Origin of the sequence: Anaerobium acetethylicum (assembly GCF_900096945.1) — a bacterium.
Taxonomy (GTDB): domain Bacteria; phylum Bacillota; class Clostridia; order Lachnospirales; family Lachnospiraceae; genus Anaerobium; species Anaerobium acetethylicum.
The window spans coordinates 1-23,936 of the sequence record NZ_FMKA01000042.1 but is presented as its reverse complement, the minus strand read 5'-3'; the positions used below and the strand labels follow the sequence as shown (position 1 = coordinate 23,936).

Here is a 23,936-nt window from a genome sequence, read left to right as displayed (position 1 = left end):
ACCTCTATTTTACCACTTGCGGAGAGAAAATTTATATAAATGAAGCAATAAAACCCAGTAAAATCAATGGGTTGCGGCGTTTATCAAACGCCTATTAAACAAATGAAAAGGAGAGAAAAACATGAATGTATCAAAAGTAATGGTAATAGGAGCAGGTATCATGGGAAGTGGAATTGCTCAAACATGTATTGAACATGGGTTTGAGACAATCCTAGCAGATGTTTCACCAGAGTTTGCACAAGGAGGAAAGGAAAAAATTGATCATTTTCTTCAAAGAAAAATCGAAAAAGGTAAAATCAAAGAAGAAGATAAAGAAAAAGCAATGTCACTGTTAAGTATTGCAAAATCTTTTGAAGATGGAAAAGATGTGGATCTAGTCATTGAGGCGGTATCAGAAAATGTTGAAATTAAAAAAGATATTTTCAAGAAATTAGATGAAATCTGTAAGTCAGAAACAATCTTGGCATCAAATACGTCTACGATTTCTATTACATTATTAGCAAGTGCGACAAAAAGGCCATCGCAAGTAGTGGGAACACACTTCTTTGTTCCACCTCCAGTAATGAAATTAATTGAAGTAATTCCAGGTATTTTAACTAGTGAAGAAACGATTAAAATAGCAAACGAGTTCTCGGTTGCACTTGGAAAAGAACCAATCATGGCACCAGATACATCTGGATTTCTTGTAAATCGATTACTTGTACCAATGCAGAATGAAGCGATGTTCTTGGTAATGGAAGGAAATAAACCGGAAGATGTAGATCGTGCGATGAAATTAGGAGCAAATCTTCCAATGGGACCGCTGGAATTAACTGATTTTGCTGGACTGGATACAGTATTGGCAGTTATGACGCAGATGTATGGGGATATGGGAGAACCAAAATACAGACCTTGCCCATTATTGAGAAAAATGGTGAATGCAGGATTGCTAGGAAGAAAGACGAAAAAAGGGTTTTATGAATATTAAAAAACAAAAAACTATTTTGGAGGAAGAAAAATGAAGAAAAGAATAATAAGTATAATAATAGTAGTTTCAATGATTGCAACATTGGTAACGGGATGTGGATCCGGGGATTCTACAAAAAATGCAACAACAGAATCGACAGATGCAAGTGAAGAAGGATTTGTGATTGGTTTTTCTAATGGATATTGGGGAAATACATGGCGTGCACAGATGGTAGAAGATTTTGAAGCAAGATGTGAAGAATACAAAGAAGATGGTATCATTGCTGATTATATGGTTTCGAATACAGAGAGTGATGCTACGGAACAATTAAATCAGATTAATGCTATGATTGATGCTGGTGTCGATGCACTTATTATCGATCCGGTTTCACCTACAACTTTAACATCCGCAGTACAAAGCGCATTGGATAAAGGTATTCTCGTCGTAATAGGAAGTGATCCGGCCGCATATGAAGGAACTTATTGCGTCTGTGGTAATGATGCTGCGTTCCAATCGATTCTTACAACCTGGATTTGTGAAAAACTGGGTGGAAAAGGTAATATTGTTAGTATAACCGGTGAAGCAGGGGTAGGGACTGACATTCTTCGTCAGGATGCTGCAGCAGAGATTTTAGCGAAATATCCGAATATTAAGGAGCTTGCTTCAGTACCGGGCAGATGGTCAGAAACAGAAGCACAATCTGTTATGTCAACATATCTCTCTACGTATGATAATATTGATGGCGTGTTAACGCAGGATGTTATGGCAGAAGGAATATTAAAGGCATTTGAAAATGCAGGAGAAACCCCTAGCCTGATGACTGGTGATACTGTAAAATCATTTCTTACAACATGGTCAGAAATGGATGATTTTGACAGCATCGGTGTAACATATACATGCGGATTTATTTGCACCGTTCTAGATGTGGCTGTTGGGCTATTACAGGGAGAAGAACTTAATGAAAGTGCTTTAGTTGCCAATCCATATGATAAGAATTTGAAAAATACTATTATGCTGGATCCTACATATGTAGTGACACGTGAGGGTGATCAAGATGCAGTTTGGATGGAAGGTCATGATTTATCAAAGGCAATTACGTTGGATAAAGCATTAGAAATGGTTGCAGATAAGGCAGATACTAACTTCTTAGATGGCTGGCTGTCAAGAGAAGAGGTTGCTGAGGCATATTTCAAATAATTTGTTCTTTGACAGACTAGAAAGAAAAGGAGGTTAAAGATGAGCCTTGAAATAAAAAATGTTTCAAAACATTATGGAGCTGTTATAGCCATTAAAGAAGCAAATATGGTCGTGAATAGTGGTGAAGTACGTGCGATTTTAGGAGGGAATGGATCAGGAAAATCAACGCTTGCAAAAGTGATCAGCGGTTTGGTAGGCAGCAATAGCGGTGAGATATCATTTGATGGAGTACCATTGGATTTTTCGTCACCAAAAGATGCAAAAAAGCATCAGGTAATTATGACAAGTCAGGAATTAAGTTTATTTAAGAATCTGACAGTCGAAGAAAACATTTGTATTTGTAATTTACCGACAAAAAATATGATGACAAATCGTAAACAGATGAAAGAAAGAGCGAAAGATATTCTAAAAAGAATGCAGCTTGAATCACTTATGGGAAAATTAGTAAGTGAATTAGCACCAAATCAGCAATACATGGTTGAGCTGGCAAAAGCAATTGTGCAGGAACCAAGAATTCTGATTATTGATGAAATCACTTCAGCATTGTATCGGGAAGACGTAGAGATTGTTGATGAGATTGTGTCTGAACTCAAACAAAAAGGTTGCATTATTTTATTCATTTCCCATCGTATGGCAGAATTATATGCAATGTGTGATTCAGTAACGATTATGAGAAATGGTGAAACGGTGGGCACTTATCCAATTATGGACAAGACAGAGGATGAGTATTTATCTCTGATGATAGGATCTAAAATTGAGTCTTATCATGGAGAAGGAAAACACCAGGAAAAATCAAAACGTGATATTTTTATGAGAGCAAATCATATTCCGATTCCATCGTATCACACGTATGAAATGTTGGAAATAGGAAAAGGTGAAATCATTGGAATCGCTGGTTTGCAGGGACACGGGCAGACGGATTTGCTACAGGCATTATATGGTGGTTTTGGAAAAATCAATATTGAGTTAGACGGGAAAAAAGTAACAGTCAAAAATGCAAAGGAAGCAGTATCTCATGGATTTGCGTATATATCTGGAGATAGGGAGCGTGATGGGACATTCTCAGAACGTAATCTGACTGAAAATCTATCGGCAGTACAGGAATTGGTAAAACACAAGAAAATTCCTAATGCAAAAAAAGTGCTGGATGAACTACACGTAAAATATGACAATCAAAATGAATTGATTACCTCCTTATCAGGAGGTAATCAACAAAAAATCGTCGTTGGAAGATGGTTAACTGCCAGTCCACGTATTATTTTTGCGGATGATCCTACGAAAGGAATTGATGTAAATGCTAGAACAGATTTACATAAAGAATTTGCAAAAATAGCGAATAATGGTAATGCGGTTGTTATGATTTCCAGTGATGACGATGAATTGGTTAGTATTACATCAATGGTAAAGACATCTAAAGTTATTGTTATGTACGAGGGTCATATTTCGGCGATACTAGAAGGAAACGACATTAATCGAGAGAATATTTTTGCGGCAGCGATGCCTATTAATGCAATTCCAGAAGAAAAAGGAGCACGAGAAGATGATAAAAGGTAAAAAAGTAGTTTCACAAAGTTTCTTTCCTTCCTTACTGCTACTTGTTATTTTCTTTGCGATTATGGGAGTTATGAACCATGGATTAACACTTTCTTTTGTTAAATCACTTATTTTAACAAATACACCAGCATTATGTTTAGCTATCGGGGTTACGGTTACAATTTTGGTTGGCGGAACCGATATTTCGCTTGGTTCCATTGTCTCTTTAGTAAATGTGGTAATTATTACATTGGCAGGTCTGGGTTATTCCATTACTATTTCTGCCTTAATTGGACTATTAGTGGCAGTCATATGTGGTGTATTTAATGGAATTGTTATTGGTATTATGCGAGTGAATCCATTGTTAACAACATTTGCTACGTCAACCATTTATGCAGGCATTGCACTCTGGATTTTACCAAATCCAGGTGGCAGTATTGATTATGCTTTTGCAAAATGGTATATGGGAGGACTGTTTGGCTTTATTATGACTCCAGTCATGTTGCTCATTTTATTAGTTTTCATATGGGCAGGTGCAATTAGAACTCCATTTGGGCTTAAAGCATATGCATTAGGATGTAATGAGAAGAAAGCATATGCGTCTGGTATAAATGTAAACGGAATCAGAGTTTTGGTACATACATTTGCGGGATTAACAGCTGGAGTAGCAGGAATTTGTCTTACTGCTACTATCTGTTCTGGCAGTCCGACGGTTGGTGCTACCATGAGCCTGAATTCAATTGCAGCAGCAGTTATCGGTGGAGTATCATTGAACGGAGGAAAAGGCGGTATTTTCGGAGCAATTCTAGGAGCGGGATTTTTAAGTATTTTGTCCAGTATTGTAGTGGCTGCAAACTTCAGTTCCTATTCACAAAGCTTTATAAAGGGATTGATTTTGCTGATTGGTGTGATTGCGTCGATTTTGGCAGGAGATAAAGTACTAAAAGATAAGATAAAAGGGATCTTTTGCAAAGGAGGTGCAAAGTCATGAGTCAAGCAAAAAACAACATTATGATAGAAACACTGAAAAACTCATATACGCCGGCAATTGTTGGCAGTATTTTGCTCCTGATTTTTGGTAGAGTTTTAAGTAAAGGATTTCTGTCAATAAATAATATCAGCAGTATCCTTATGATGACATCAATCCTTACAATGGCATCCATTGCACAGGCAGCAGTTATTATTTCGGGAGATAGTGGACTTGATATGTCCATAGGGGCAATTATGTCTATGACTGCACTTTTTGGACCTATGATAGTGCTCCAGTCAGAAGGGGCTTCTGTGGCGGTAATGGTTATTGCAGTAATTGTTATGGGCGGTATGGTTGGACTTATTAATGGTATTGGAGTGCAGTTTTTGAAAGTTGTACCATTGGTTATGACATTGATTATGTCCAGTGTAGTAAATGGATTTTCGATTTTCATTACAAAAGGGCAGCCAGCGGTCAGTGTAAATGATGCACTATTGGGGATTTCAAAACAGTTAGTCGGACCCGTTCGAATATTATCTGCAATTGTAATAATCCTTTTGGTTTTGCTAGAGGTGTTTTTTCTTAGAAAGAGCAATTATGGAAGATCTTTGTTCCTGGTTGGAAATAACACGAACGCAGCAAATCTGTGTGGAATTAATAGTAAATGGGTTATTATTTTTGCATATGTATTTGCAGGTGCCATTGCAGGTCTTGCAGGTTTGATGTTGGTTGGTTATGCGGGAACTGCCCAAATGAATATGGCATCCAGTTATACCATGCTGTCGGTTGCGGCTGTCGTTATCGGCGGCACAAAGCTTACTGGGGGTAAAGGTACATTTATCGGCGGCGCTCTGGGTGCGTTGGTGCTTATTCTGATTGCAACAATACTACAGGCATTAAATATGGTTGCCGGATTGCGTTCTCTGATTCAAGGAGTTATTCTTATAGCAATCCTTATGGTTAATAGCAGGGCACCTAAATTGAGACAATAAAAGGTTACAATAGGATAGAGAGTTTTAAAGCCTTATGAAATAAGGGCTGAAGATTCCGTGAAGATATAAACTATAATTTCTCGGAGTTAGTATCTAATGATGCAAATCTTTATAGAATAAGGGCTAGAGATTCCGAGAAAGTATGGATATATACGGGAGGATACTATGAAGGTAGTAATCGCAATTGATTCGTTGAAAGGCAGCCTCACCTCATATGAGGCCGGAGAGGCTGTAAAGGAAGGAATTTTAAAGGCTGTGGATGCAGAAGTCATTGTAAAGCCGCTGGCAGACGGTGGTGAAGGAACCACAGAGGCATTGGTCGTAGGACTTGGCGGGGAAATGATCGCTGTTGACGTTATGGGGCCATTGAGACATAAAACCAAAGCAGTATATGGATATGTTCCAGAAACAAAACTGGCAATTATTGAGATGGCGGCAGCAGCAGGAATTGTTTTGGCAGAGGGAGAAGGTAAAGATCCCATGGAAGCAACCACCTACGGGGTTGGAGAAATGATAAGGGATGCCATCGCCAGGGGATGCAGGAATTTCATAGTCGGCATCGGAGGAAGTGCTACAAACGACGGCGGTATCGGGATGCTGACTGCCCTGGGATTTGCATTTTTTGACAGTGAGGGCGGCAGAGTAGGGTTTGGTGCAAAAGATCTGGCGAAAATAGCAGCCATTTCTACTGAATATGTAATGCCGGAATTGAAAGAGTGCCATTTCAAAGTAGCTTGTGACGTGACGAATCCTTTATGCGGAACCAATGGCGCAACCTATGTCTACGGACCGCAAAAGGGTGTTACGGAAGACCTGCGGGATGAATTGGACAGCGCCATGGCTCACTATGCAGAAATTACCGGAAAATACCTGCATAATGAGCATGCTGAAACGCCGGGAGCGGGAGCAGCAGGCGGGCTTGGATTTGCATTTTTGAGCTATCTGGCCGGAGAACTTCAGCCCGGAATTGAACTGGTCATGGATGCCGTAAACCTGGAGAACTGCATGCAGGACGCTGATTACGTCGTTACAGGGGAAGGGCGTCTTGATTTTCAGACGGCTATGGGCAAGGCTCCTGTGGGAGTTGCGAAGCTGGCGAAAAAATACGGGGCCACCGTGATTGCCCTGGCAGGCAGCGTCACGGATGAGGCGGTAACGTGCAACGAAAAAGGCATTGACGCATTCTTCCCGATTCTGACCAAAATAGTCTCTCTTCAGGAGGCAATGGAACAGCAGACGGCAAGGCAGAACATGGTAAAAACTGCAGAACAGGTATTCAGGCTGATAGCAGCAGTGGAAACGAAATTTACTGAAATGGAGTAAGCGTTTATCTGAGGATTTGGCCATGTGGTTGAAAACCATGAAAGCTGGTAAAATAAACGCTTACAAAAAGTGGGCGATTTTAAAAATAAAGGAGTTGAATCCCTCATAGAATAAGGGCTAGAGATTCCGAGAAAGTATAATTATAAACAGGAGGTTACATAAATGGAATCGGGAAAATGGAAAATGCTAGACGAATATTTAAAAAATGCAAAAGTGGTTGATCTGTCGCCAACACTGGAGCGAGGAATGCCAAAATTCCCAACGCATCCGCAAATTGTGATTGATCAGAGTATTACACATGAACATGATGGTTATTATTGCCAAACAATAAACATGGGAGAGCATTCTGGCGCACATGTGGATGCTCCAGCTCATATGTTACCTGAGAAAATGAATCAAACAGTAGACAGTTTTCCAGCAAACATGCTATTTGGTCCTGCTATCAAATATGATTTGTTCCGAGTGGGAGCCGTAGCGGGAGAAAGAATTACCAAGGAAGATATTCTTAGGCTGGAAGAAGAAATGGGAGATGCTGCCAAAGAGGGCGATATTGTACTATTGGATTTTGGATGGATGAAATATTGGAGCTGTGATAGCGGCTGGAAAAACTATGCAATGGATGAACCTGGATTGAGCGAAGATGCGGTTGCGTTGTTTGCAGATAGAAAAGTAAAAGCAGTAGGTTCCGATACAATAGCCTGTGATACCCCAATGATAAATGGAAAAGAAGATTTTTCATATGGTCATAAAAAGTACTGGCTTCCAAATGGAATCTTCATTATGGAAATGATAGCGAATATGGATCAACTTCCGACAAGAAGTTATTTTATGGCCATTCCTTTGAAAATCAAGAATGGTTCTGGCTCACCGATTAGACCACTTGCAATTATTGATTAGATAGGGGAAGGGCTATAATTATATTGGACAGTTATTTTACATACATTAAAATAACTGTCCAATTAATTGTAGCCTTTTAAAATTTAATTCAAGGTATGGAAGATAAACAGAAAATTGGTGCCAGAATTCCAGGTAATAGCAAGTGAGTAGATTGTAAAATTAATAACGCTTAAAGATGCATAATATAAAGGAGATATTGGAATGAATGTTTTAATAATAAACTGTGGCAGTTCATCTTTAAAATTCCAGTTAATTGATTCGGACAAAGAAATGATCTTAGCAAAAGGGATTTGCGAGAGAATTGGTTCTGAAAACAGTCGAATAGTATATCAGAAGATTAGTAGTAAAGAAAAAGAAATAACTGAAGAGGTGATACCCACACATAAACAGGCAATCGAGGCGGTTTTGAATGCTCTTTCTAACAAAAAATCAGGCGTTATTCAGAGTTTAAGTGAAGTTGACGCAGTGGGACATCGTGTAGTACATGGGGGGGAGAAGTTCGCGGCATCCGCACTGTTGACGGATGATGTTATCAAGGGCATTAAAGAATGCAGTGACTTAGCACCTTTGCATAATCCGGTGAACCTGATTGGAATCGAAGCATGCAAGGAATTGATGGGAGATATTCCAATGGTTGGTGTATTTGATACGGCATTTCACCAGTCAATGTCAGAGACTGCGTACTTGTATGGACTACCTTATGAGTTATATGAAAAATATAAGATCAGGAGATATGGTTTCCACGGAACATCACATAGTTTTGTATCCAAAAGGACAGCAGAGTTTTTAGGAAAAGATATACAGAATATGAAGATTATCGTTTGTCATCTCGGTAATGGTGCGTCAATAACAGCGGTTGAAAAAGGAAAGTCAGTCGATACTTCTATGGGATTCACGCCGCTTGAAGGACTTGTAATGGGGACTCGCTCCGGAGATTTGGATCCTGGAATCATGGAATTCCTATTGAAAAGAGGAGGACTTGATATAGACGATATCATGAAGATTTTGAATAAGAGTTCAGGTGTACTTGGATTGTCGAATGGTCTGTCAAGTGATTTTCGAGATTTGGGAAATGCATGTGAGAAAGGAAATAAGGACGCCATAAGAGCAGAGAAGGTGTTTCGGTATAGAGCGGCAAAATATATTGGAGCCTATGTCGCAGCTATGAATGGTGTTGATGCAATCGCTTTTACAGGGGGTATTGGTGAAAATGCAGCAGATGTCAGAAGTGGCATTTGCCAATATCTCGGATATTTAGGGGTTGTATTGAATATGGATGTGAATATGGTAAGCAGCATAGAAGCAATTATATCTGCTTCCGATTCTAAAATTCCGGTGGTTGTCATTCCGACTAATGAGGAACTTGCAATCTGTAGGGAGACAGTTGCGATTGTACATAATTGTTGAAAATAAAGAGATATCTATTAAGGGCATTAGCTTTGTGCAGATGTCCTTTTTTACTGGCTCTTTGTCTGTGTTAGGGTGTGATTCGTTGGAATACGCTATAGCATTGACATAAGAGCCATTTTTACACTTAATTCATAAATATTTCTTTTGGGTATGAGTTTTCCCTATATTAGTTCATATCTTACCTGTACCGGCAAATGAGTGTCTGTAAAACGAAGCTGTTCAACGATAACTCATGAGACTATTAGTAACATATCATTAAGAAATTATGCAGAGTGTTCTGAAAATTGATTAAAAATGGATGAGTAAAAATTTCATAAAAAAATAAGAAAAATGAAAATATGTATCATTGTGATAAAGTATCATGATTTAGAAAGGGGATGAATTTTGGAGGGTTACAATCAAAGAATTATCAGAGATAAGCGGTTATTCCTACGCTACAATATTGAGGGTTATAACAAAGAAGGGGAAATGTATTAAAGAAACGTAAGATGCCATTGAAAAAGAGTTAACAGAATATAATTATAGATCGGTATTATGGATTGATCTGTGTAATAAAAAAGGCAGTGACAGCCAGGATTGTAGGAGATATAACAGAAGAAAGAATGATTATGTATAAGTCTAAATCGATTGCACGTGATAGTGTGATTAAGATTTGTTAGAAAGAAGATTAGATATAAAAAGAGTTCCCTAACTATCGGTTTGGGAACTCTTTTTATATCTAAACAAAATTAGTTGTGAATACGAATAGATGTTGTACAAATCAACCAAAACAAATAATAAATATTACAATAATTTCACTGATTTTCCCCGGCTCGTTTTGAGGAATAATAGAAATGCATGAAATTAGTGTCAAAAATATACCTTAAAAACTTGAGTAGTTTATAAAAAAATCACAACAAGATTGGGAGTTTAGCAAATGGAAAACATTTGATAAAGAATGTAAAGTATTATTTACGAAGCAAAGCAAAGCTAACATATAGTTGTGTTAGCCGTAGGAAATGCAACAGAAAGAATGTTTCGATTGATAAAAATTAATGCAAAATTTTAAGGAGGAAGAAAGCATGGAGAGTATTGTTATCGTATCAGGAGCTAGAACGGCAGTAGGTAGTTTTGGTGGATCACTTAAGGATTTCCAAGCAACAGATTTAGGAGGATTTGCAATCAAAGAGGCGGTTAAAAGAGCAGGTATTAAACCAGAAGAAGTAGATGAGGTAGTAATGGGATGTGTAGCGCAGGCAGCCGAAAATGCATTTATGGCAAGAGTTGCATCGATCAAAGCAGGAATTCCATTTGAGGCAAGTGCGTTAACTGTTAATAGACTTTGCTCTTCAGGTTTACAGGCCATTTATACGGCAGCAACAGAAATTGATAATGGATTATGTGATATTGCTGTTGCTGGTGGCGGAGAAAGTATGTCAAATATTCCATTCTATTTAAGAAATGCAAGATTCGGATATCGCATGGGACATGGTGAATTAGAAGATGGTTTAATTACTGCCTTATCAGACCCAATGACAAGAGATCATATGGGGATTACAGCAGAAAATGTAGCAGCCAGATATAATATTACCAGAGAAGATCAGGATGCATATGCGGTATTAAGCCAGACACGTGCCGCAACAGCTAGAGCAGCAGGAAAATTTACGGATGAAATACTACCGGTAGAAGTTAAATTAAGTAAGAAAGAAACTAGAATATTTGAAGAAGATGAATATATTCGTGAAGGAACCACGGTTGAAAAGTTGGGAAAATTAAGACCGGCATTTAAAAAAGATGGATCTGTAACAGCAGGAAATGCATCCGGTATTAATGACTGTGGTGCAGCTGTAGTGCTTATGAAAGAATCAGAAGCAAAAGCACGTGGAATCGCCCCAATCGTAAGACTTGTGGACGCAGCGGTTGCCGGAGTAGATCCAGCATATATGGGAATCGGACCAGTCCCTGCTGTACGTAAACTATTAGAGAAAACAGGTATTGCATTAGAAGATATTGGTTTGTTTGAATTAAATGAAGCATTTGCGGCTCAAACAATTGCTTGTATCCGTGAACTTGGGCTGGATATTAATAAAGTGAATGTAAACGGAAGTGGAATCGCAATTGGTCATCCAATTGGAGCAACAGGCTGTATGATTACAATCAAGTTAATGAATGAAATGGTTAGAAGAAATGAAAGATATGGGATTGCAACACTGTGTATTGGTGGTGGACAAGGGTTTGCTGTATTGTTCGAGTTGTGTAAATAACGAAGTTTTCATGAAAGATTCAGAAGGGATAACATGATGAATTATTATACCAAGGATTATAATAAACCTTATCAAAATCTCTATGACACGCTAGTGGACTCTGCTGAAAAAAATCCAGACAAAGCAGTTATTATCGATGACATGGAAGTGGTTACATACCGTGAGTTATTAAAAAGGGTAGACGAACTGGCTGAAGTTTTATATCTGAAATACCAGATGAAAGAACAGGAGCAGATAGGATTTTTAATGGTGAACAGCGCAAATATGGTAACTGCATTTTATGCGGTAATGAAAATTGGATGTATTGCAGTAATGATCAATACAAAGCTACGGGAAGCGGAAATTGCGGATCTTCTGGATACTATGGATGTGAAATTGATTGTCAGTGATTCAAGGTGGTTAGATAAAGTAGAAAAGACTGCAGAGCGTATAGGGATTCGTAAAGTTTTGACGAAATTGACCAATTTTAACAGGGAAGATATACATGTACAAATTCCCAATATACAAAATATCGAAAATACGGCAGTTATCATGCATACATCAGGAACGACAGGGGCGGCGAAAGGTGTTATGATTACACATCGCAATATCCTGGAGGCAGCTTATGGGTATCAGGAAGTGCAAAAACTAGACGAATCAGCACTGACAGTTTTGTCAGTACCACTGTTCCATATATTGGGACTGAGTTGTGTGACAACACTTTTTATCTATATAGGTGCAACTGTGGTACTGTCAGAATTCTATCTTGTGGAAAATGTTCTTATGAAGATTAAGAAATATAAAGCTACACATTTTCATTCTGTTCCGGCTATTTATTTGCAGATTATCGAAAGTGATTATCCTGAAAAAGATTTATCATCCTTAAAGGTGGCTGTCTGTGGCGGGGCGCCTGTCAGTCAGGAGAATATAGAGGATTTTTGCAAACTGGCATCCAATGCCACCTTACATTTAGCTTACGGTATGACAGAAACGGCTGGTTCGGGAACATTATCCGCTGTACATAAAGGACCGCTGAAGGCGGTTCCAAATGTACATATGACAGTAGTAGACCAGAATCATAATGAGTTGAAGCCCGGAGAAATTGGAGAAATTGTATTCTGTGGCCCTTGTGTTGCGAGAGGACGCTGGAGAGCCGAGAATCTGCCGGATTCCATTATGTATAGCGGAGATGTGGGGTATATGGATGAAGAAGGTCATGTTTATGTCATAGACCGTTTAAAGGATATCATCAATCGTGGAGGGGAAAAGATTTTTCCAGCGCAGATAGAAAAGGTGATTCTTCAATATCCCGGAATTAAGAAAGCTGCAGTATATGCCATGAGTGATAAAAATTATGGAGAAGTTCCAGCTGCGGCTATTATAACGGAGGATGAAATGAGTATAGATTTTGAAGATTTGAAAGCATATCTGAATGAACGGATTGCCAAGTTTAAACTTCCCGTTCTCATAGAATCTGTGAAGGAATTACCGGTAACACAAAATGGAAAAGTTCGTAAAGCTGAATTACGCAGACATGCAGAAGAAGAAAAAAGAAGGTCTGAAAAACAATTTTTCTAAAAAAGGACTTAAGATTGAAAAGAAAGAAAAAAGAAGAATCTAGTGGGATAAGTACAGTGAATTTCTTTATAATAAGAAAATTGCCCTATGCTGATCAATTCATAAAGGTGGCGTTTTTAGATTAAAAGAAATGATTGCTGGTAAAAAGCGTAAAGCAGGGAAGGAGAAACAGATTATGAAACCAATGAGGCTGCATCATGTGGGAATTGTTATGACGACGATGGATAAGGCAGAAGCTTTTCTTGAGCAGTTTGGACTTGAGAAAGACTATATGGAATATGTAGAAGCATATCATGCAAACTGTTTATTTACAAAATATACAGATAAAGAAAGTCCATTAGAACTAATCATACCGACTGAGGGTGTGCTGACAGAATATAACAAAGGAAAAGGAGGCATTCACCATATTGCATTTGAAGTGGAAGATGTGAAAGCTGCGAGGGCTGAATTTACAGCAAACGGTATGGAAATGTTGGAAGACATTCCGGTAGAGGGAGCAGGAGGAATTATTGTTAATTTCCTGCGACCACGATATGGGTTGGGTGTTTTGGTAGAGTTTGTACAGCAGGTAAAATAATTAGAGTTTGCTGTTAGTATATAATAGCAGACACGAAAAGTTTACTTTTAAAGTTCAAGATGTGAAAGCGGCAAGGGAAGAATTCGTATCCAAAAGAATGTAAATGCTGGAAGAGCAGCCAGCAACAGGAGCATACCAGGAGGAATTATTGTTAATTTTCTTCGTCCATGCTATGGACTTGGAGTACTTATAGAACTTGTAGAAAAAGTAAAATAAAAGAGGGGGAAACATAATAATGAAAAAACCCGTTATTGTAGATGCAAAACAAGCAGTTGATATGATTCGAGATGGCTCAACAATCTGTACGATTGGCATGACTTTGATATCAGCAAGTGAAACAGTATTAAAAGAAATTGAACGGCGATTCTTGGAAGAAGGACATCCATGCAATTTGACTTATTTTCACACTTGTGGCCAGGCGGCGATGAAACAGCCTGGAGGTCTGCAGCATATGGCCCACGAAGGACTGACAAAGCGTGTGATTGGTGGACACTGGGGCCAGTCAAACTTAATGATGGATTTAATTGCGGGCAATAAAATCGAAGCATTTAATCTTCCACAGGGACAGATGGCTAATATGTTTCACAGTATGGCACTAAAAGAACCAGGAAAAATAAGTAAAGTTGGGATAGGAACATACATTGACCCACGTATCGAAGGCGGTAAAATGAATGCCAAGACAAAAGAATGCGGGTACGATGAAGTTGCTATCATAAATATTGATGGAGAGGATTACATTCAATATAAAGAAGTTCCAATAGATACATTGTTAATCAGAGGAACCTATGCAGATGAAAATGGAAATATCAGCACAGAAGAAGAAGGAATGGTTTTAGAAGTACTTCCGGCTGTTATGGCAACTAAGCGATGGGGCGGCAAGGTGATTTGCCAGGTGAAAAAGATTGTAAAGGCAGGTTCTATAAATCCGAAAAGTGTTACAGTGCCAGGAGTATTAGTTGATGCAGTTGTTGTATGTGACAACCCACTTGAGGATCATCGCCAAACATATTCGTGGTTCTATGATCCGGCGTATTGTGGAAATGCACTTGCACCAGAATCAGCTTCAGAGCCACTGCCAGTAGAGGCAAGAAAAATAATTGGGCGTAGGGCCTTAATGGAACTGCATAAAGACCAGATTATCAACATCGGTACCGGTATCCCGAATGATGTGATTGGCTCCATCATTGCGGAAGAGAATATTGGGGATATGGTTACGATTACTGTAGAATCGGGCATTTATGGTGGTGTACCGGCACAAACAATTGATTTTGGTATTTCTATGAATGCCCAGGCACTTATTCCGCACGACAGACAGTTTGAATATTACAATGGAAGTGGTATTGATTGTACATTCATGGGAGCTGGAGAGATGGATCAGTACGGAAATGTTAATGCAACCAAAATGGGACCTAAAGCCCCCGGAGCTGGTGGATTTATTGACATTACGGCAACAGCAAAGACTGTTGTATTCTGCTCTACATTTACGGGTGGCGGCTTAAAAACTCAGTTTGACAATCAAGGCATCCATATTGAACAGGAAGGCAGGATTAAAAAATTAGTAAAAGAAGTTCAGCAAATATCATATAACGGCAAAGTAGCAGTGGAACGCAACCAGAACATGTTTTATGTGACAGAACGTGCCGTCTTTAAACTGACCAAAGAAGGCCCATTGTTGATTGAAGTTGCGAAAGGTGTTGATTTACAGCACGACATCTTAGACCAAATGGAATTCAAACCACTCGTGGCGGATGAATTGCAATATACGGATACAAGTATCTATGAAGATGGTCAGTATGGATTAGAAAATATTATTTTAAACAAATGAAAAGGAGAAAGAAACATGAATGTATCAAAAGTAATGGTAATAGGAGCAGGTATCATGGGAAGTGGAATTGCTCAAACATGTATTGAACATGGGTTTGAGACAATCCTAGCAGATGTTTCACCAGAGTTTGCACAAGGAGGAAAGGAAAAAATTGATCATTTTCTTCAAAGAAAAATCGAAAAAGGTAAAATCAAAGAAGAAGATAAAGAAAAAGCAATGTCACTGTTAAGTATTGCAAAATCTTTTGAAGATGGAAAAGATGTGGATCTAGTCATTGAGGCGGTATCAGAAAATGTTGAAATTAAAAAAGATATTTTCAAGAAATTAGATGAAATCTGTAAGTCAGAAACAATCTTGGCATCAAATACGTCTACGATTTCTATTACATTATTAGCAAGTGCGACAAAAAGGCCATCGCAAGTAGTGGGAACACACTTCTTTGTTCCACCTCCAGTAATGAAATTAATTGAAGTAATTCCAGGTATTTTAACTAGTGAAGAAACGATTAAAATAGCAAACGAGTTCTCGGTTGCACTTGGAAAAGAACCAATCATGGCACCAGATACATCTGGATTTCTTGTAAATCGATTACTTGTACCAATGCAGAATGAAGCGATGTTCTTGGTAATGGAAGGAAATAAACCGGAAGATGTAGATCGTGCGATGAAATTAGGAGCAAATCTTCCAATGGGACCGCTGGAATTAACTGATTTTGCTGGACTGGATACAGTATTGGCAGTTATGACGCAGATGTATGGGGATATGGGAGAACCAAAATACAGACCTTGCCCATTATTGAGAAAAATGGTGAATGCAGGATTGCTAGGAAGAAAGACGAAAAAAGGGTTTTATGAATATTAAAAAACAAAAAACTATTTTGGAGGAAGAAAAATGAAGAAAATGAGAATTCTTGCTTTACTAATGACAATATTAGTTGTTGCAACGTCTATGGTGGGATGTGGCAAATCTTCTACTGGCAAAGCTTCAAGTAGTTCGGAAACCAGAAAGGAGGCTACCGCAGATGCTACAAGCGCAGACACCATTAAAGTCGGGTGTATATTCCCTATCTCAGGAAATAATGCTGACCAAGGTGTATTTAACGTAGATGGTTGCCAGTTTGCAGTAGACCAGATTAACGCAGCAGGCGGTATCAAATCTTTAGGCGGAGCAAAACTTGAACTGGTACCTTATGATAATCAATCTGATGCGGACCAGTCTAAAGCAGCAGCAGAACGTTTAATTAATGAAAATCCTGATATCGTAGCTGTTACAGGTGCCGGTTCCAGTTCTTATGTATTACCAATGCTGCCAGTATTCGAGAAGAGTCAAATACCTTTCTTAACAGCACAGGTTTCTGAATCCATTACAAGCCAGGGTTACAAATATGCAGTGAGATTTGGTTCAACTGGAGCAAGTTTCTCTGAATATCAGGTTAAATTCGTCGAATGGTTAAATGAACAGTATAATCTGGGAATTAAAAAGATTGGTATTGTATATGAAGATACAGAATGGGGCATAAGTAGTACATCAGGTGCGGTGGCTGCAATGAAAAAATCAGCAGAAGCAGGCAGTGGACTTGAAGTAGTTTATAATGAATCTTTTGGAGGAGGCAGCTCAGACCTTACAAACATTGTTGTTGGTTTAAAGAAGGCCGGATGCGAAGTTGTATTTCCAACCTGCTATACACAAGATGCCAAATTACTATTTAATACAATGAAGAGTATGAATTATAATCCGCTTATTATTGGAGGTGGCGGTGGATTCTTATATCCATCATTTACAAAAGAATTAGGTGATTTAGTTGATGGTGTTGTTTCCGTAACTGGTCATAACTATGATGTCAAAACTATCACTGACAATGCTGATTTGGTTGATATCGGTGCAAAATTCGAAGAAGAATATGGCTATTTTATGCCAGAACAGGCTGTGTCAGGATATAGCGCAATATATTTAATTGCACAGGCATTAGAGAAAACTGCTTCAAAAGATCCATCTGCAGTATGTGATGCAGTTAAAGCTTTGACTTGTTCATCTACTACACCTGGTGGTGTTATGAAATTTGATGAAACAGGAGCAAATACCAATGCTCATGCAGTTATTATTCAGTGGCAAAAGGGTGATGACGGAGTATACAGAACCCGTTCCGTATTCCCAGATACTGAGGCAGGAGCAGCGTTCCAATTACCAGCTGATTTAGCTAAAAAGACAAAATAATATATTTCGATAATTATTTGAGAGATGCATTGTTTAATGATGCAATTAGATTATTAAACGATGCATTTCTTATACGTTTAAGGAGGAGGTTGAATATGACCTGGGTATTTGTACAATCATTGATTAGTGGTATTCTTTCAGGTGGTGTTTATGCGTTGTTTGGTGTTGGTATTACGATTATCTTTGGTGTAATGAAGATGGTGGATTTCTCTGCATGCTCACAGTTAGTATGGGGCATGTACTTTACATGGATATTTTATGCTGTAACAGGTTTGAATTGTTATTATGCTATCCCATTTGTTGTAATCTGCATGGGTGCACTTGCATTTGTGATATTTAAACTGATTGTTCGTCCATTATTAGGATCAAATGATACGTCGTTTATTCTTGTAACGTTGGGGTTATCGTATTTTTTACAAAATTTAGCAGAATTTGTTTTTGGTACAGATCCAAAAACTATTCCTTCACCAATTAAAACATCTTCAATTCAAATTGGTGAATATACTATTGGTTTACCACGATTTATCGCTTTTTGTGCAATGATAGTTTTGGTTTTTGCAGTATATGCATTACTAAATAAAACTACATTGGGAAGAGCTATGAGAGCAACGGCAGAAAAACCGGAAGTTGCTCAAATGCTCGGTATAAATACAAAGAAGACCTTCACTATTGCCTTTATGATTGGTGTGATATTTGCAGGTATTTCAGGTTTGCTAATAACACCAATATATTATGTTACTCCTACATCAGGTAGTATGTTCAGAACAGCAGCCTATATTGCAGTTATCATTGGTGGTTTGGGTGATATTAAAGGTGCATTGGTTGGTGGTATCGTAATTGGAGTTATTGAAGGTCTTGTAACTGGTATGATTTCAAATGACCTTGGACCGGTTGGTATTGGTTTGGCATTATTATTGGTACTTTATATTAGACCACAAGGATTCTTTGGGAAAGGAGAGAGAAGAGCATGAAAAAGTATTTATCTCTGAAGAGCATGATTAAAATTGGACTGTTAGTAGTTGCTTTAATATTTCCACTTTTTGTTTCCGGCAACTATGTAATATCCATTCTTGTTAACTGTTTGTTCTTTGCTGCTATGGCTGAATGTTGGAATATAATTGGCGGTTATGGTGGACAGGTTTCCTGGTGTCATGCATCTTTTGTTGCAATTGGAGCATATTCAAATTTTATTTTAAGTAATGATTTTGGGATTACTCCATTTCTTTCCCTTCCGTTAGGAATTGGTATTTCTTTCATGTTGGCAGCAGTTATTGGACATGCAACCTTTAGATTACATGGACCTTATTTCTCAGTAGCAACAATTGCTTGTGGCGAGGCTGTTCGTGTATTAATCCAATACTTTGATAAAATCACGAAAGGTGCAGCAGGTATCTATGTTTCATATAAAGGCGCAGATTTTTGGGCATTAACATTTGAAAATGATATTCCATTCTACTATTTGGGAATTATTGTATTACTTCTCACTGTATTGGTAACATATTTATTTACAAAATCAAAAACAGGCTATTATCTCAGTGCAATTAAAGGCGATGAAACAGCTGCAGAATCTTTAGGAATTGAAGTTTTTAAAGTTAAGTTGACTGCATTCCAATTAAGTGCAATGCTTTCGTCAGTAGTAGGTTGTTTTTATGCTTCTTTCTTAACATACATAGCACCAACAAGTACTGCAAGTTTTGACTTATCAATGAAGATTGGTGTGGTAGCAATTGTAGGTGGTGTTGCTAGTTTATGGGGACCTGTAGTCGGTGGATTCATAGTAATCTTATTAATTGAAGCAACTAGTGTATTCTTTGGTGCAGCCGGCGGCAGCCAGATGATTTACGGTTTATTGTTGATAGTAGTTATTATCTTTAAGCCAGAAGGTATCATCGCTTTATTTAGAAAAAATAATGCGGAAGATTCTAAAAATATGGAATTAGATAAGAAGGAGGAAGCCTAATGGGAACATTACTAGACGTAAATGACCTTTCTATTTCTTTTGGTGGTATTAAAGCTGTACAAAATTTAAATTTTCATATTGATACAGGAGAAGTGCTTGCGCTAATTGGTCCTAACGGTTCCGGAAAATCCACAACGGTAAATATGATAGCTGGTATATATATCCCGGATAAAGGAATTATTAAATATGATGGACATGTAATTCCCAATAAAATGGATATAGCGAATCGAGCAAAATTAGGAATAGCAAGAACCTTCCAGACACCAAGACCTTTCGCAAATTTAACAGTATATGACAATATTTATACCATCGCTTTACTGCATAACAAATATACTGAGGCAAAGGAGATAACAAATGATATTCTTAAACTTACGAAACTTGATAATTTAAGGAATACAAATAGTGGGAAATTATCCATTGAAAAAAGGAAATGGCTGGATTTAGCAAGAACTATGGCTACCCGTCCAAAATTAATTATGATGGATGAAGTAATGGCTGGTTTAAACCCTGCAGAAATGGAAGCCAGTTTGGATTTAATACGAGCAATCAATAAAGAAGGAATTACAGTGTTATTTATAGAACATGTTATGAAGGCAGTTGTATCAGTCTGTACAAGAGCCATTGTGTTAAACCAAGGTAAATTGTTGTGTGAAGGTGAACCACGAGAGGTTCTGAATAATCCAGATGTTGTTGCTGCTTACTTGGGAGGTGAAACAGATGTTGCTGGAAATTAAAGATGTATGTGCTGGATATGGTGATTTGCAGGTGCTGTTTAATATTTCAATGCATGTTAATGAAGGAGAAGTTGTTTCTTTAGTAGGATCTAACGGAGCCGGTAAAACAACTTTATTAAGAATATTATCTGGATTAGAGCCTATTAAATCTGGAATTATCACTTTTTGTGGTAAAGATCTGATGGCAATGAAATCCTATGAAAGAGCAGATTATGGCATTGCTCACATTCCTCAAGGCAGAGGTATATTAGGAAGTCTTACAGTAAAAGAAAATTTGGTTATGGGAGCATATCCTAAAGCAGTCAGAGCAAATATGGAAAAAAATATAGCCAAAGCATATGAAATGTTTCCTATTCTCAATGAACGTAAGAACCAATTGGCAGGATCCTTAAGTGGTGGTGAACAGCAAATGCTTGCTATATCAAGAGCATTAATGATTGAACCGAAACTATTAATGCTGGATGAACCTTCCTTAGGTCTGGCACCAATTGTTGTAAAGGAAATGTTCAATATCATTTCTGAAGTTGCTAAAAATGGTGTAAGTATTCTGATTGTTGAACAGAATCTGAAACAGGCTTTATCTGTAGCTGACAGAGGTTATGTCATTGAGACAGGAAGTTTGGTTATGGAAGACAAGGCCTCGGATTTACTAAATAATAAAGCGATTCAGGCAGCATACCTTGGAATCTGATTTTGAGATGAAGGCTAGGATTGATTATAGAGAAAGGCGATTTAGAAAAAAGCATAACATATTTGAAAATCACATCATCTTATGAAGATCTTTCTGATGCCAGGATTAGTTTTGAATGTGTTCCGAAAAAATCGAGGCCAAATTTCAAGTGTACTAAGAAATAGAGCGTAATTGTGAGAAATTTGAGATTATAGCTTTAAGTAAATCAGCAATATCAGCAAACCAGCTTGCGGAAGGAATAAAACAGAAAGATAAATTGGTTGTTGCATAAGGACTCAGATTCACAATCAGTATTTACAATTTCTTTTTCTGGATTCAAGTAGACTTTTTGGGTGTATCCCAAAGTGGACCTGTTGCCAAACTAAAAAAACAGTCTTCGACATGGTATAATATTTGTATTAAACTATGTTAGGAGACTGATTTTATGATGGCTTTAAGTGATTTGTAAAATAATTCAACGGCGTATCGATAAAATATTTGAAGAACTATCTTGTCTGGAACCATAGGATCAATATCGTCAAAGGACCGATCAACGACAGGGCTGAAAGAATCATGAATTGACTAAAGTGAAATATAGGTATCTTATGAAGGAAGAAGGTTAAGATATGGCGAATAAATTCAAAATCATTGATGAAAAAAGCTGGAAACGAGCAAAACATTGTCAAGTATTTAGAAATAGTATAGAGCCACAATACTGCGTGACTTTTGAATTGGATATTACGAATTTTTTTAAAATGGTGAAAGAAAAGAAATACTCTTTTACAATGGCTCTAATTTATGTTGTTTCTAATTGTGCAAATAATATCGAAGAATTTAGATATCGTTTTTTAGATGGCAAGGTCGTTCTCTTTGATAAGATTGATACTGCATTCACATATATGAATCGAGATACGGAATTGTTTAAAGTTGTGAATGTTGAGTTGACAGATACGTTGGAAGAATATATTTCATTGGCATATGAAACTGCAATAAACCAAAAAGAATACTTTACAGGCCCATTAGGTAACAATGTTTTTCAATTCTCATCAATGCCTTGGGTATCATATACACATATTTCTCATACAAACCCCGGGGAAAAGGATAATGCCACCCCCATATTTGTCTGGGGGAAATTCTTTGAAAGAAATGGTAAAATGTTACTTCCTTTCTCAGTACAAGTTCACCATTCTTTTGTTGATGGGATACATATTGGAAAGTTAGCATATATGTTACAAAACAAGCTGACTGCACAAATTTAAATATAATCCACTACAGAGCATTCCAATTATTGTAACTCGTAATGCTACACAGGGAGAACTTTTTCGTAATGAAAAACAAGAGAGATTGTAGAGCAAATAATTTGAAAAATAGAAGAGACCGAGGATGCATCTGTGCCAGATAAAATGGAAAGCACCGTTTTAATAGACGAGTTGAAGAGAGTGCTTCCCATGAAAAAAAATGCTCAGCATGTCGGATTAAATAGCGATTGGTAGTTTAAAGTGAAAAGTGAAAAACCCCGACGTCTTTTATCTTAAGTTGATATCGTGCTTCACTTGCGTTTATCCAGAACTGTTATTATAATTTCATAGCTAACAGATGCACTATAAACTAGAAAAAAAGATGGTAAGTAACCCGGAGCGCCGGGGCAGCAAAGAAAGTAACGCTGCAATATGAGCAAAAATTTTCAAGAGGCGATAAGAGACCGCCTCCAAACTGGATTTAAGAACTGGAACAATGGATATGAAGCGTGGTTAGACTAGTGTAAACCCTGTAGGAGCCGGATGCCCATTATAATGTTTACGGTCAACGTCTGACTCTTCAGCAGTATATAAACATGATGGGACAGTTTTTCGAGGTGTTTGATGTTGAGCTGGAAGATTTCTACAATATGCTTGTTGAGGATGATTGGTGTGCAATTCGATAATCGGTAAATATTACGAACAAAAAACAGGCGAGAAGATTGAGCAGATGACAATGGAATTCGTTAATTTCAAAGACAACCCGGAACCGATAGGAGCAAGGGTCGTTGAAGGATGGGCACTTTCAGGCCAGCTCCTTTCAGCAGAATAAGAGGAATGGATAGTTAAAAGAGAAGCAACAGGTTTATTCAGCTGCTTCTCTTTTATTATTCAAATAATTGGACAGTAAAGGTACTTCCCTTTCCAAGCTCGATGGAAGCAGCTATCTGATTTCCGGTCAATTCTATAATCTTCTTAACCTGGGCGAGACCCAGCCCGTTGCCTTCTTTTTTATGGGGAGTGTCAGCCTGATAGCATTTCTCGAAAATATGTCGAAGATTTTGTTCGGATATCCCCGTACCCTGATCAGTAATTTCAAAAACAATCCTATTGCCTTTCGGATAAAGATTTATCTGGATAATACCGTTTTGGTGGCTGAATTTGACTGCATTATGCTTGAATTTGGCAGTGAATTCGGTATTACAGCAAGCAGATTATGCTTCTACCCTATGGTACGAGATGGAAGGCAGGCGTTCGAGAATGCACGAAATGGTAAGATTACAGAAGCATTGGGGGAAACTGAAAATGGCTTATGAATTAAATAAATCCCTTAAGCTGCCAGTTTGTCTGGCTGATTTAGAATTACAAAGAGGAGATTCGCTAGAAGATGTATTGAAAGCGACAATGGAAAATCAAGAACTGGCTCATACACCTTATCCGATCAGCAAGGAGCAGTTATACCAGGCCATATTAGATTTGGAGGATTACGAGGGCGAGAGATAGCAGCAGAAAAAAATATAGATATGTTCTTCAAATATATGTTGATATTACTTAGCGCTGATTGTCAAGATAGTTGTCAGTAATTCTTTAAATTTATTTATGCCTACGAGGCAGCTTGTGCTGTCTCGGTAACATCTGGTTCAATTGTTG

22 protein-coding genes are annotated in these 23,936 nt (G+C 37.9%); 21 read left to right on the top strand and 1 reads right to left on the bottom strand.

Going from position 1 to position 23,936, the window contains the following annotated elements:
- The first annotated feature begins 121 nt into the window (after positions 1-121).
- From BJR36_RS17995 to BJR36_RS20445, 20 genes are all read left to right on the top strand, one after another.
- On the top strand, positions 122-967 hold the full coding sequence (locus BJR36_RS17995; RefSeq protein WP_091236809.1) for a 3-hydroxyacyl-CoA dehydrogenase family protein: 846 nt from the start codon (positions 122-124) through the stop codon (positions 965-967).
- Between the two features lie 30 nt (positions 968-997).
- Positions 998-2,143 carry an ABC transporter substrate-binding protein gene (locus BJR36_RS17990; protein WP_091236818.1) on the top strand — a complete coding sequence of 382 codons (1,146 nt, stop codon included), beginning with the start codon at positions 998-1,000 and terminating at the stop codon, positions 2,141-2,143.
- A 39-nt stretch (positions 2,144-2,182) separates the two neighbouring features.
- Complete coding sequence (locus tag BJR36_RS17985; protein WP_091236817.1) at positions 2,183-3,697, top strand: sugar ABC transporter ATP-binding protein; 1,515 nt, start codon at positions 2,183-2,185, stop codon at positions 3,695-3,697.
- Positions 3,684-4,667 (top strand): ABC transporter permease, encoded by a 984-nt coding sequence (locus BJR36_RS17980; protein ID WP_091236816.1) that lies wholly within the window; start codon positions 3,684-3,686, stop codon positions 4,665-4,667. Before BJR36_RS17985 ends, BJR36_RS17980 begins: the two co-directional genes overlap by 14 nt.
- The gene (locus BJR36_RS17975) at positions 4,664-5,638 is read left to right on the top strand and encodes an ABC transporter permease (RefSeq protein WP_242875655.1); all 975 of its coding nucleotides are present in this window, start codon (positions 4,664-4,666) and stop codon (positions 5,636-5,638) included. Before BJR36_RS17980 ends, BJR36_RS17975 begins: the two co-directional genes overlap by 4 nt.
- A 165-nt stretch (positions 5,639-5,803) precedes the next feature.
- Complete coding sequence (locus BJR36_RS17970) at positions 5,804-6,961, top strand: glycerate kinase family protein (RefSeq protein WP_091236815.1); 1,158 nt, start codon at positions 5,804-5,806, stop codon at positions 6,959-6,961.
- Positions 6,962-7,123: 162 nt separating this feature from the next.
- Entirely contained in the window at positions 7,124-7,858 is a 735-nt protein-coding gene (locus BJR36_RS17965) for a cyclase family protein (RefSeq protein ID WP_091236814.1), read from the top strand.
- 201 nt (positions 7,859-8,059) lie between these two features.
- A complete protein-coding gene (locus BJR36_RS17960; RefSeq protein WP_091236813.1) occupies positions 8,060-9,265 on the top strand; it encodes an acetate/propionate family kinase in 1,206 nt (401 codons plus the stop codon).
- Between the two features lie 1,064 nt (positions 9,266-10,329).
- Positions 10,330-11,511, top strand: a complete 1,182-nt coding sequence (locus BJR36_RS17955; RefSeq protein ID WP_091236812.1) for an acetyl-CoA C-acetyltransferase — start codon at positions 10,330-10,332, stop codon at positions 11,509-11,511.
- Positions 11,512-11,544: 33 nt separating this feature from the next.
- Entirely contained in the window at positions 11,545-13,068 is a 1,524-nt protein-coding gene (locus tag BJR36_RS17950) for a class I adenylate-forming enzyme family protein (protein WP_091236811.1), read from the top strand.
- Between the two features lie 175 nt (positions 13,069-13,243).
- Complete coding sequence (locus BJR36_RS17945) at positions 13,244-13,645, top strand: VOC family protein (RefSeq protein ID WP_091236821.1); 402 nt, start codon at positions 13,244-13,246, stop codon at positions 13,643-13,645.
- Between the two features lie 235 nt (positions 13,646-13,880).
- Positions 13,881-15,470: an acyl CoA:acetate/3-ketoacid CoA transferase gene (locus BJR36_RS17940; RefSeq protein WP_091236810.1), complete on the top strand. Its 1,590-nt coding sequence runs from the start codon at positions 13,881-13,883 to the stop codon at positions 15,468-15,470.
- A 15-nt stretch (positions 15,471-15,485) separates the two neighbouring features.
- Positions 15,486-16,331 (top strand): 3-hydroxyacyl-CoA dehydrogenase family protein, encoded by an 846-nt coding sequence (locus BJR36_RS17935; protein WP_091236809.1) that lies wholly within the window; start codon positions 15,486-15,488, stop codon positions 16,329-16,331.
- A gap of 30 nt (positions 16,332-16,361) precedes the next feature.
- The gene (locus tag BJR36_RS17930; protein ID WP_091236808.1) at positions 16,362-17,684 is read left to right on the top strand and encodes an ABC transporter substrate-binding protein; all 1,323 of its coding nucleotides are present in this window, start codon (positions 16,362-16,364) and stop codon (positions 17,682-17,684) included.
- A gap of 95 nt (positions 17,685-17,779) precedes the next feature.
- Positions 17,780-18,655 carry a branched-chain amino acid ABC transporter permease gene (locus BJR36_RS17925; protein WP_091236807.1) on the top strand — a complete coding sequence of 292 codons (876 nt, stop codon included), beginning with the start codon at positions 17,780-17,782 and terminating at the stop codon, positions 18,653-18,655.
- Positions 18,652-19,644 (top strand): branched-chain amino acid ABC transporter permease, encoded by a 993-nt coding sequence (locus tag BJR36_RS17920; protein ID WP_091236806.1) that lies wholly within the window; start codon positions 18,652-18,654, stop codon positions 19,642-19,644. Before BJR36_RS17925 ends, BJR36_RS17920 begins: the two co-directional genes overlap by 4 nt.
- Entirely contained in the window at positions 19,644-20,378 is a 735-nt protein-coding gene (locus tag BJR36_RS17915; RefSeq protein ID WP_091236820.1) for an ABC transporter ATP-binding protein, read from the top strand. Before BJR36_RS17920 ends, BJR36_RS17915 begins: the two co-directional genes overlap by 1 nt.
- Positions 20,362-21,069 carry an ABC transporter ATP-binding protein gene (locus BJR36_RS17910; protein WP_091236805.1) on the top strand — a complete coding sequence of 236 codons (708 nt, stop codon included), beginning with the start codon at positions 20,362-20,364 and terminating at the stop codon, positions 21,067-21,069. The genes BJR36_RS17915 and BJR36_RS17910 overlap by 17 nt, the downstream gene beginning before the upstream one ends.
- Positions 21,070-21,674: 605 nt before the next feature.
- On the top strand, positions 21,675-22,307 hold the full coding sequence (locus BJR36_RS17905) for a CatA-like O-acetyltransferase (protein ID WP_091236804.1): 633 nt from the start codon (positions 21,675-21,677) through the stop codon (positions 22,305-22,307).
- A gap of 649 nt (positions 22,308-22,956) precedes the next feature.
- A complete protein-coding gene (locus tag BJR36_RS20445; RefSeq protein ID WP_169823772.1) occupies positions 22,957-23,118 on the top strand; it encodes a hypothetical protein in 162 nt (53 codons plus the stop codon).
- A 55-nt stretch (positions 23,119-23,173) separates the two neighbouring features.
- On the opposite strand, the gene BJR36_RS21205 is transcribed toward BJR36_RS20445, so the two are convergent.
- Positions 23,174-23,419, bottom strand: a complete 246-nt coding sequence (locus BJR36_RS21205) for a sensor histidine kinase (protein WP_408605743.1) — start codon at positions 23,417-23,419, stop codon at positions 23,174-23,176.
- 172 nt (positions 23,420-23,591) lie between these two features.
- Between BJR36_RS21205 and BJR36_RS17895 the strand changes: the two genes are divergently transcribed.
- Complete coding sequence (locus BJR36_RS17895) at positions 23,592-23,789, top strand: iron-containing alcohol dehydrogenase family protein (protein ID WP_139133577.1); 198 nt, start codon at positions 23,592-23,594, stop codon at positions 23,787-23,789.
- Positions 23,790-23,936: the final 147 nt, after the last annotated feature.

Excerpts from the sequence above, each read along its gene's own strand:
- BJR36_RS17995 (WP_091236809.1), top strand. The coding sequence starts at position 122 with ATGAATGTATCAAAAGTAATGGTAATAGGAGCAGGTATCATGGGAAGT.
- BJR36_RS17990 (WP_091236818.1), top strand. The coding sequence starts at position 998 with ATGAAGAAAAGAATAATAAGTATAATAATAGTAGTTTCAATGATTGCA.
- BJR36_RS17985 (WP_091236817.1), top strand. The coding sequence starts at position 2,183 with ATGAGCCTTGAAATAAAAAATGTTTCAAAACATTATGGAGCTGTTATA.
- BJR36_RS17980 (WP_091236816.1), top strand. The coding sequence starts at position 3,684 with ATGATAAAAGGTAAAAAAGTAGTTTCACAAAGTTTCTTTCCTTCCTTA.
- BJR36_RS17975 (WP_242875655.1), top strand. The coding sequence starts at position 4,664 with ATGAGTCAAGCAAAAAACAACATTATGATAGAAACACTGAAAAACTCA.
- BJR36_RS17970 (WP_091236815.1), top strand. The coding sequence starts at position 5,804 with ATGAAGGTAGTAATCGCAATTGATTCGTTGAAAGGCAGCCTCACCTCA.
- BJR36_RS17965 (WP_091236814.1), top strand. The coding sequence starts at position 7,124 with ATGGAATCGGGAAAATGGAAAATGCTAGACGAATATTTAAAAAATGCA.
- BJR36_RS17960 (WP_091236813.1), top strand. The coding sequence starts at position 8,060 with ATGAATGTTTTAATAATAAACTGTGGCAGTTCATCTTTAAAATTCCAG.
- BJR36_RS17955 (WP_091236812.1), top strand. The coding sequence starts at position 10,330 with ATGGAGAGTATTGTTATCGTATCAGGAGCTAGAACGGCAGTAGGTAGT.
- BJR36_RS17950 (WP_091236811.1), top strand. The coding sequence starts at position 11,545 with ATGATGAATTATTATACCAAGGATTATAATAAACCTTATCAAAATCTC.
- BJR36_RS17945 (WP_091236821.1), top strand. The coding sequence starts at position 13,244 with ATGAAACCAATGAGGCTGCATCATGTGGGAATTGTTATGACGACGATG.
- BJR36_RS17940 (WP_091236810.1), top strand. The coding sequence starts at position 13,881 with ATGAAAAAACCCGTTATTGTAGATGCAAAACAAGCAGTTGATATGATT.
- BJR36_RS17935 (WP_091236809.1), top strand. The coding sequence starts at position 15,486 with ATGAATGTATCAAAAGTAATGGTAATAGGAGCAGGTATCATGGGAAGT.
- BJR36_RS17930 (WP_091236808.1), top strand. The coding sequence starts at position 16,362 with ATGAAGAAAATGAGAATTCTTGCTTTACTAATGACAATATTAGTTGTT.
- BJR36_RS17925 (WP_091236807.1), top strand. The coding sequence starts at position 17,780 with ATGACCTGGGTATTTGTACAATCATTGATTAGTGGTATTCTTTCAGGT.
- BJR36_RS17920 (WP_091236806.1), top strand. The coding sequence starts at position 18,652 with ATGAAAAAGTATTTATCTCTGAAGAGCATGATTAAAATTGGACTGTTA.
- BJR36_RS17915 (WP_091236820.1), top strand. The coding sequence starts at position 19,644 with ATGGGAACATTACTAGACGTAAATGACCTTTCTATTTCTTTTGGTGGT.
- BJR36_RS17910 (WP_091236805.1), top strand. The coding sequence starts at position 20,362 with ATGTTGCTGGAAATTAAAGATGTATGTGCTGGATATGGTGATTTGCAG.
- BJR36_RS17905 (WP_091236804.1), top strand. The coding sequence starts at position 21,675 with ATGGCGAATAAATTCAAAATCATTGATGAAAAAAGCTGGAAACGAGCA.
- BJR36_RS17895 (WP_139133577.1), top strand. The coding sequence starts at position 23,592 with ATGGCTTATGAATTAAATAAATCCCTTAAGCTGCCAGTTTGTCTGGCT.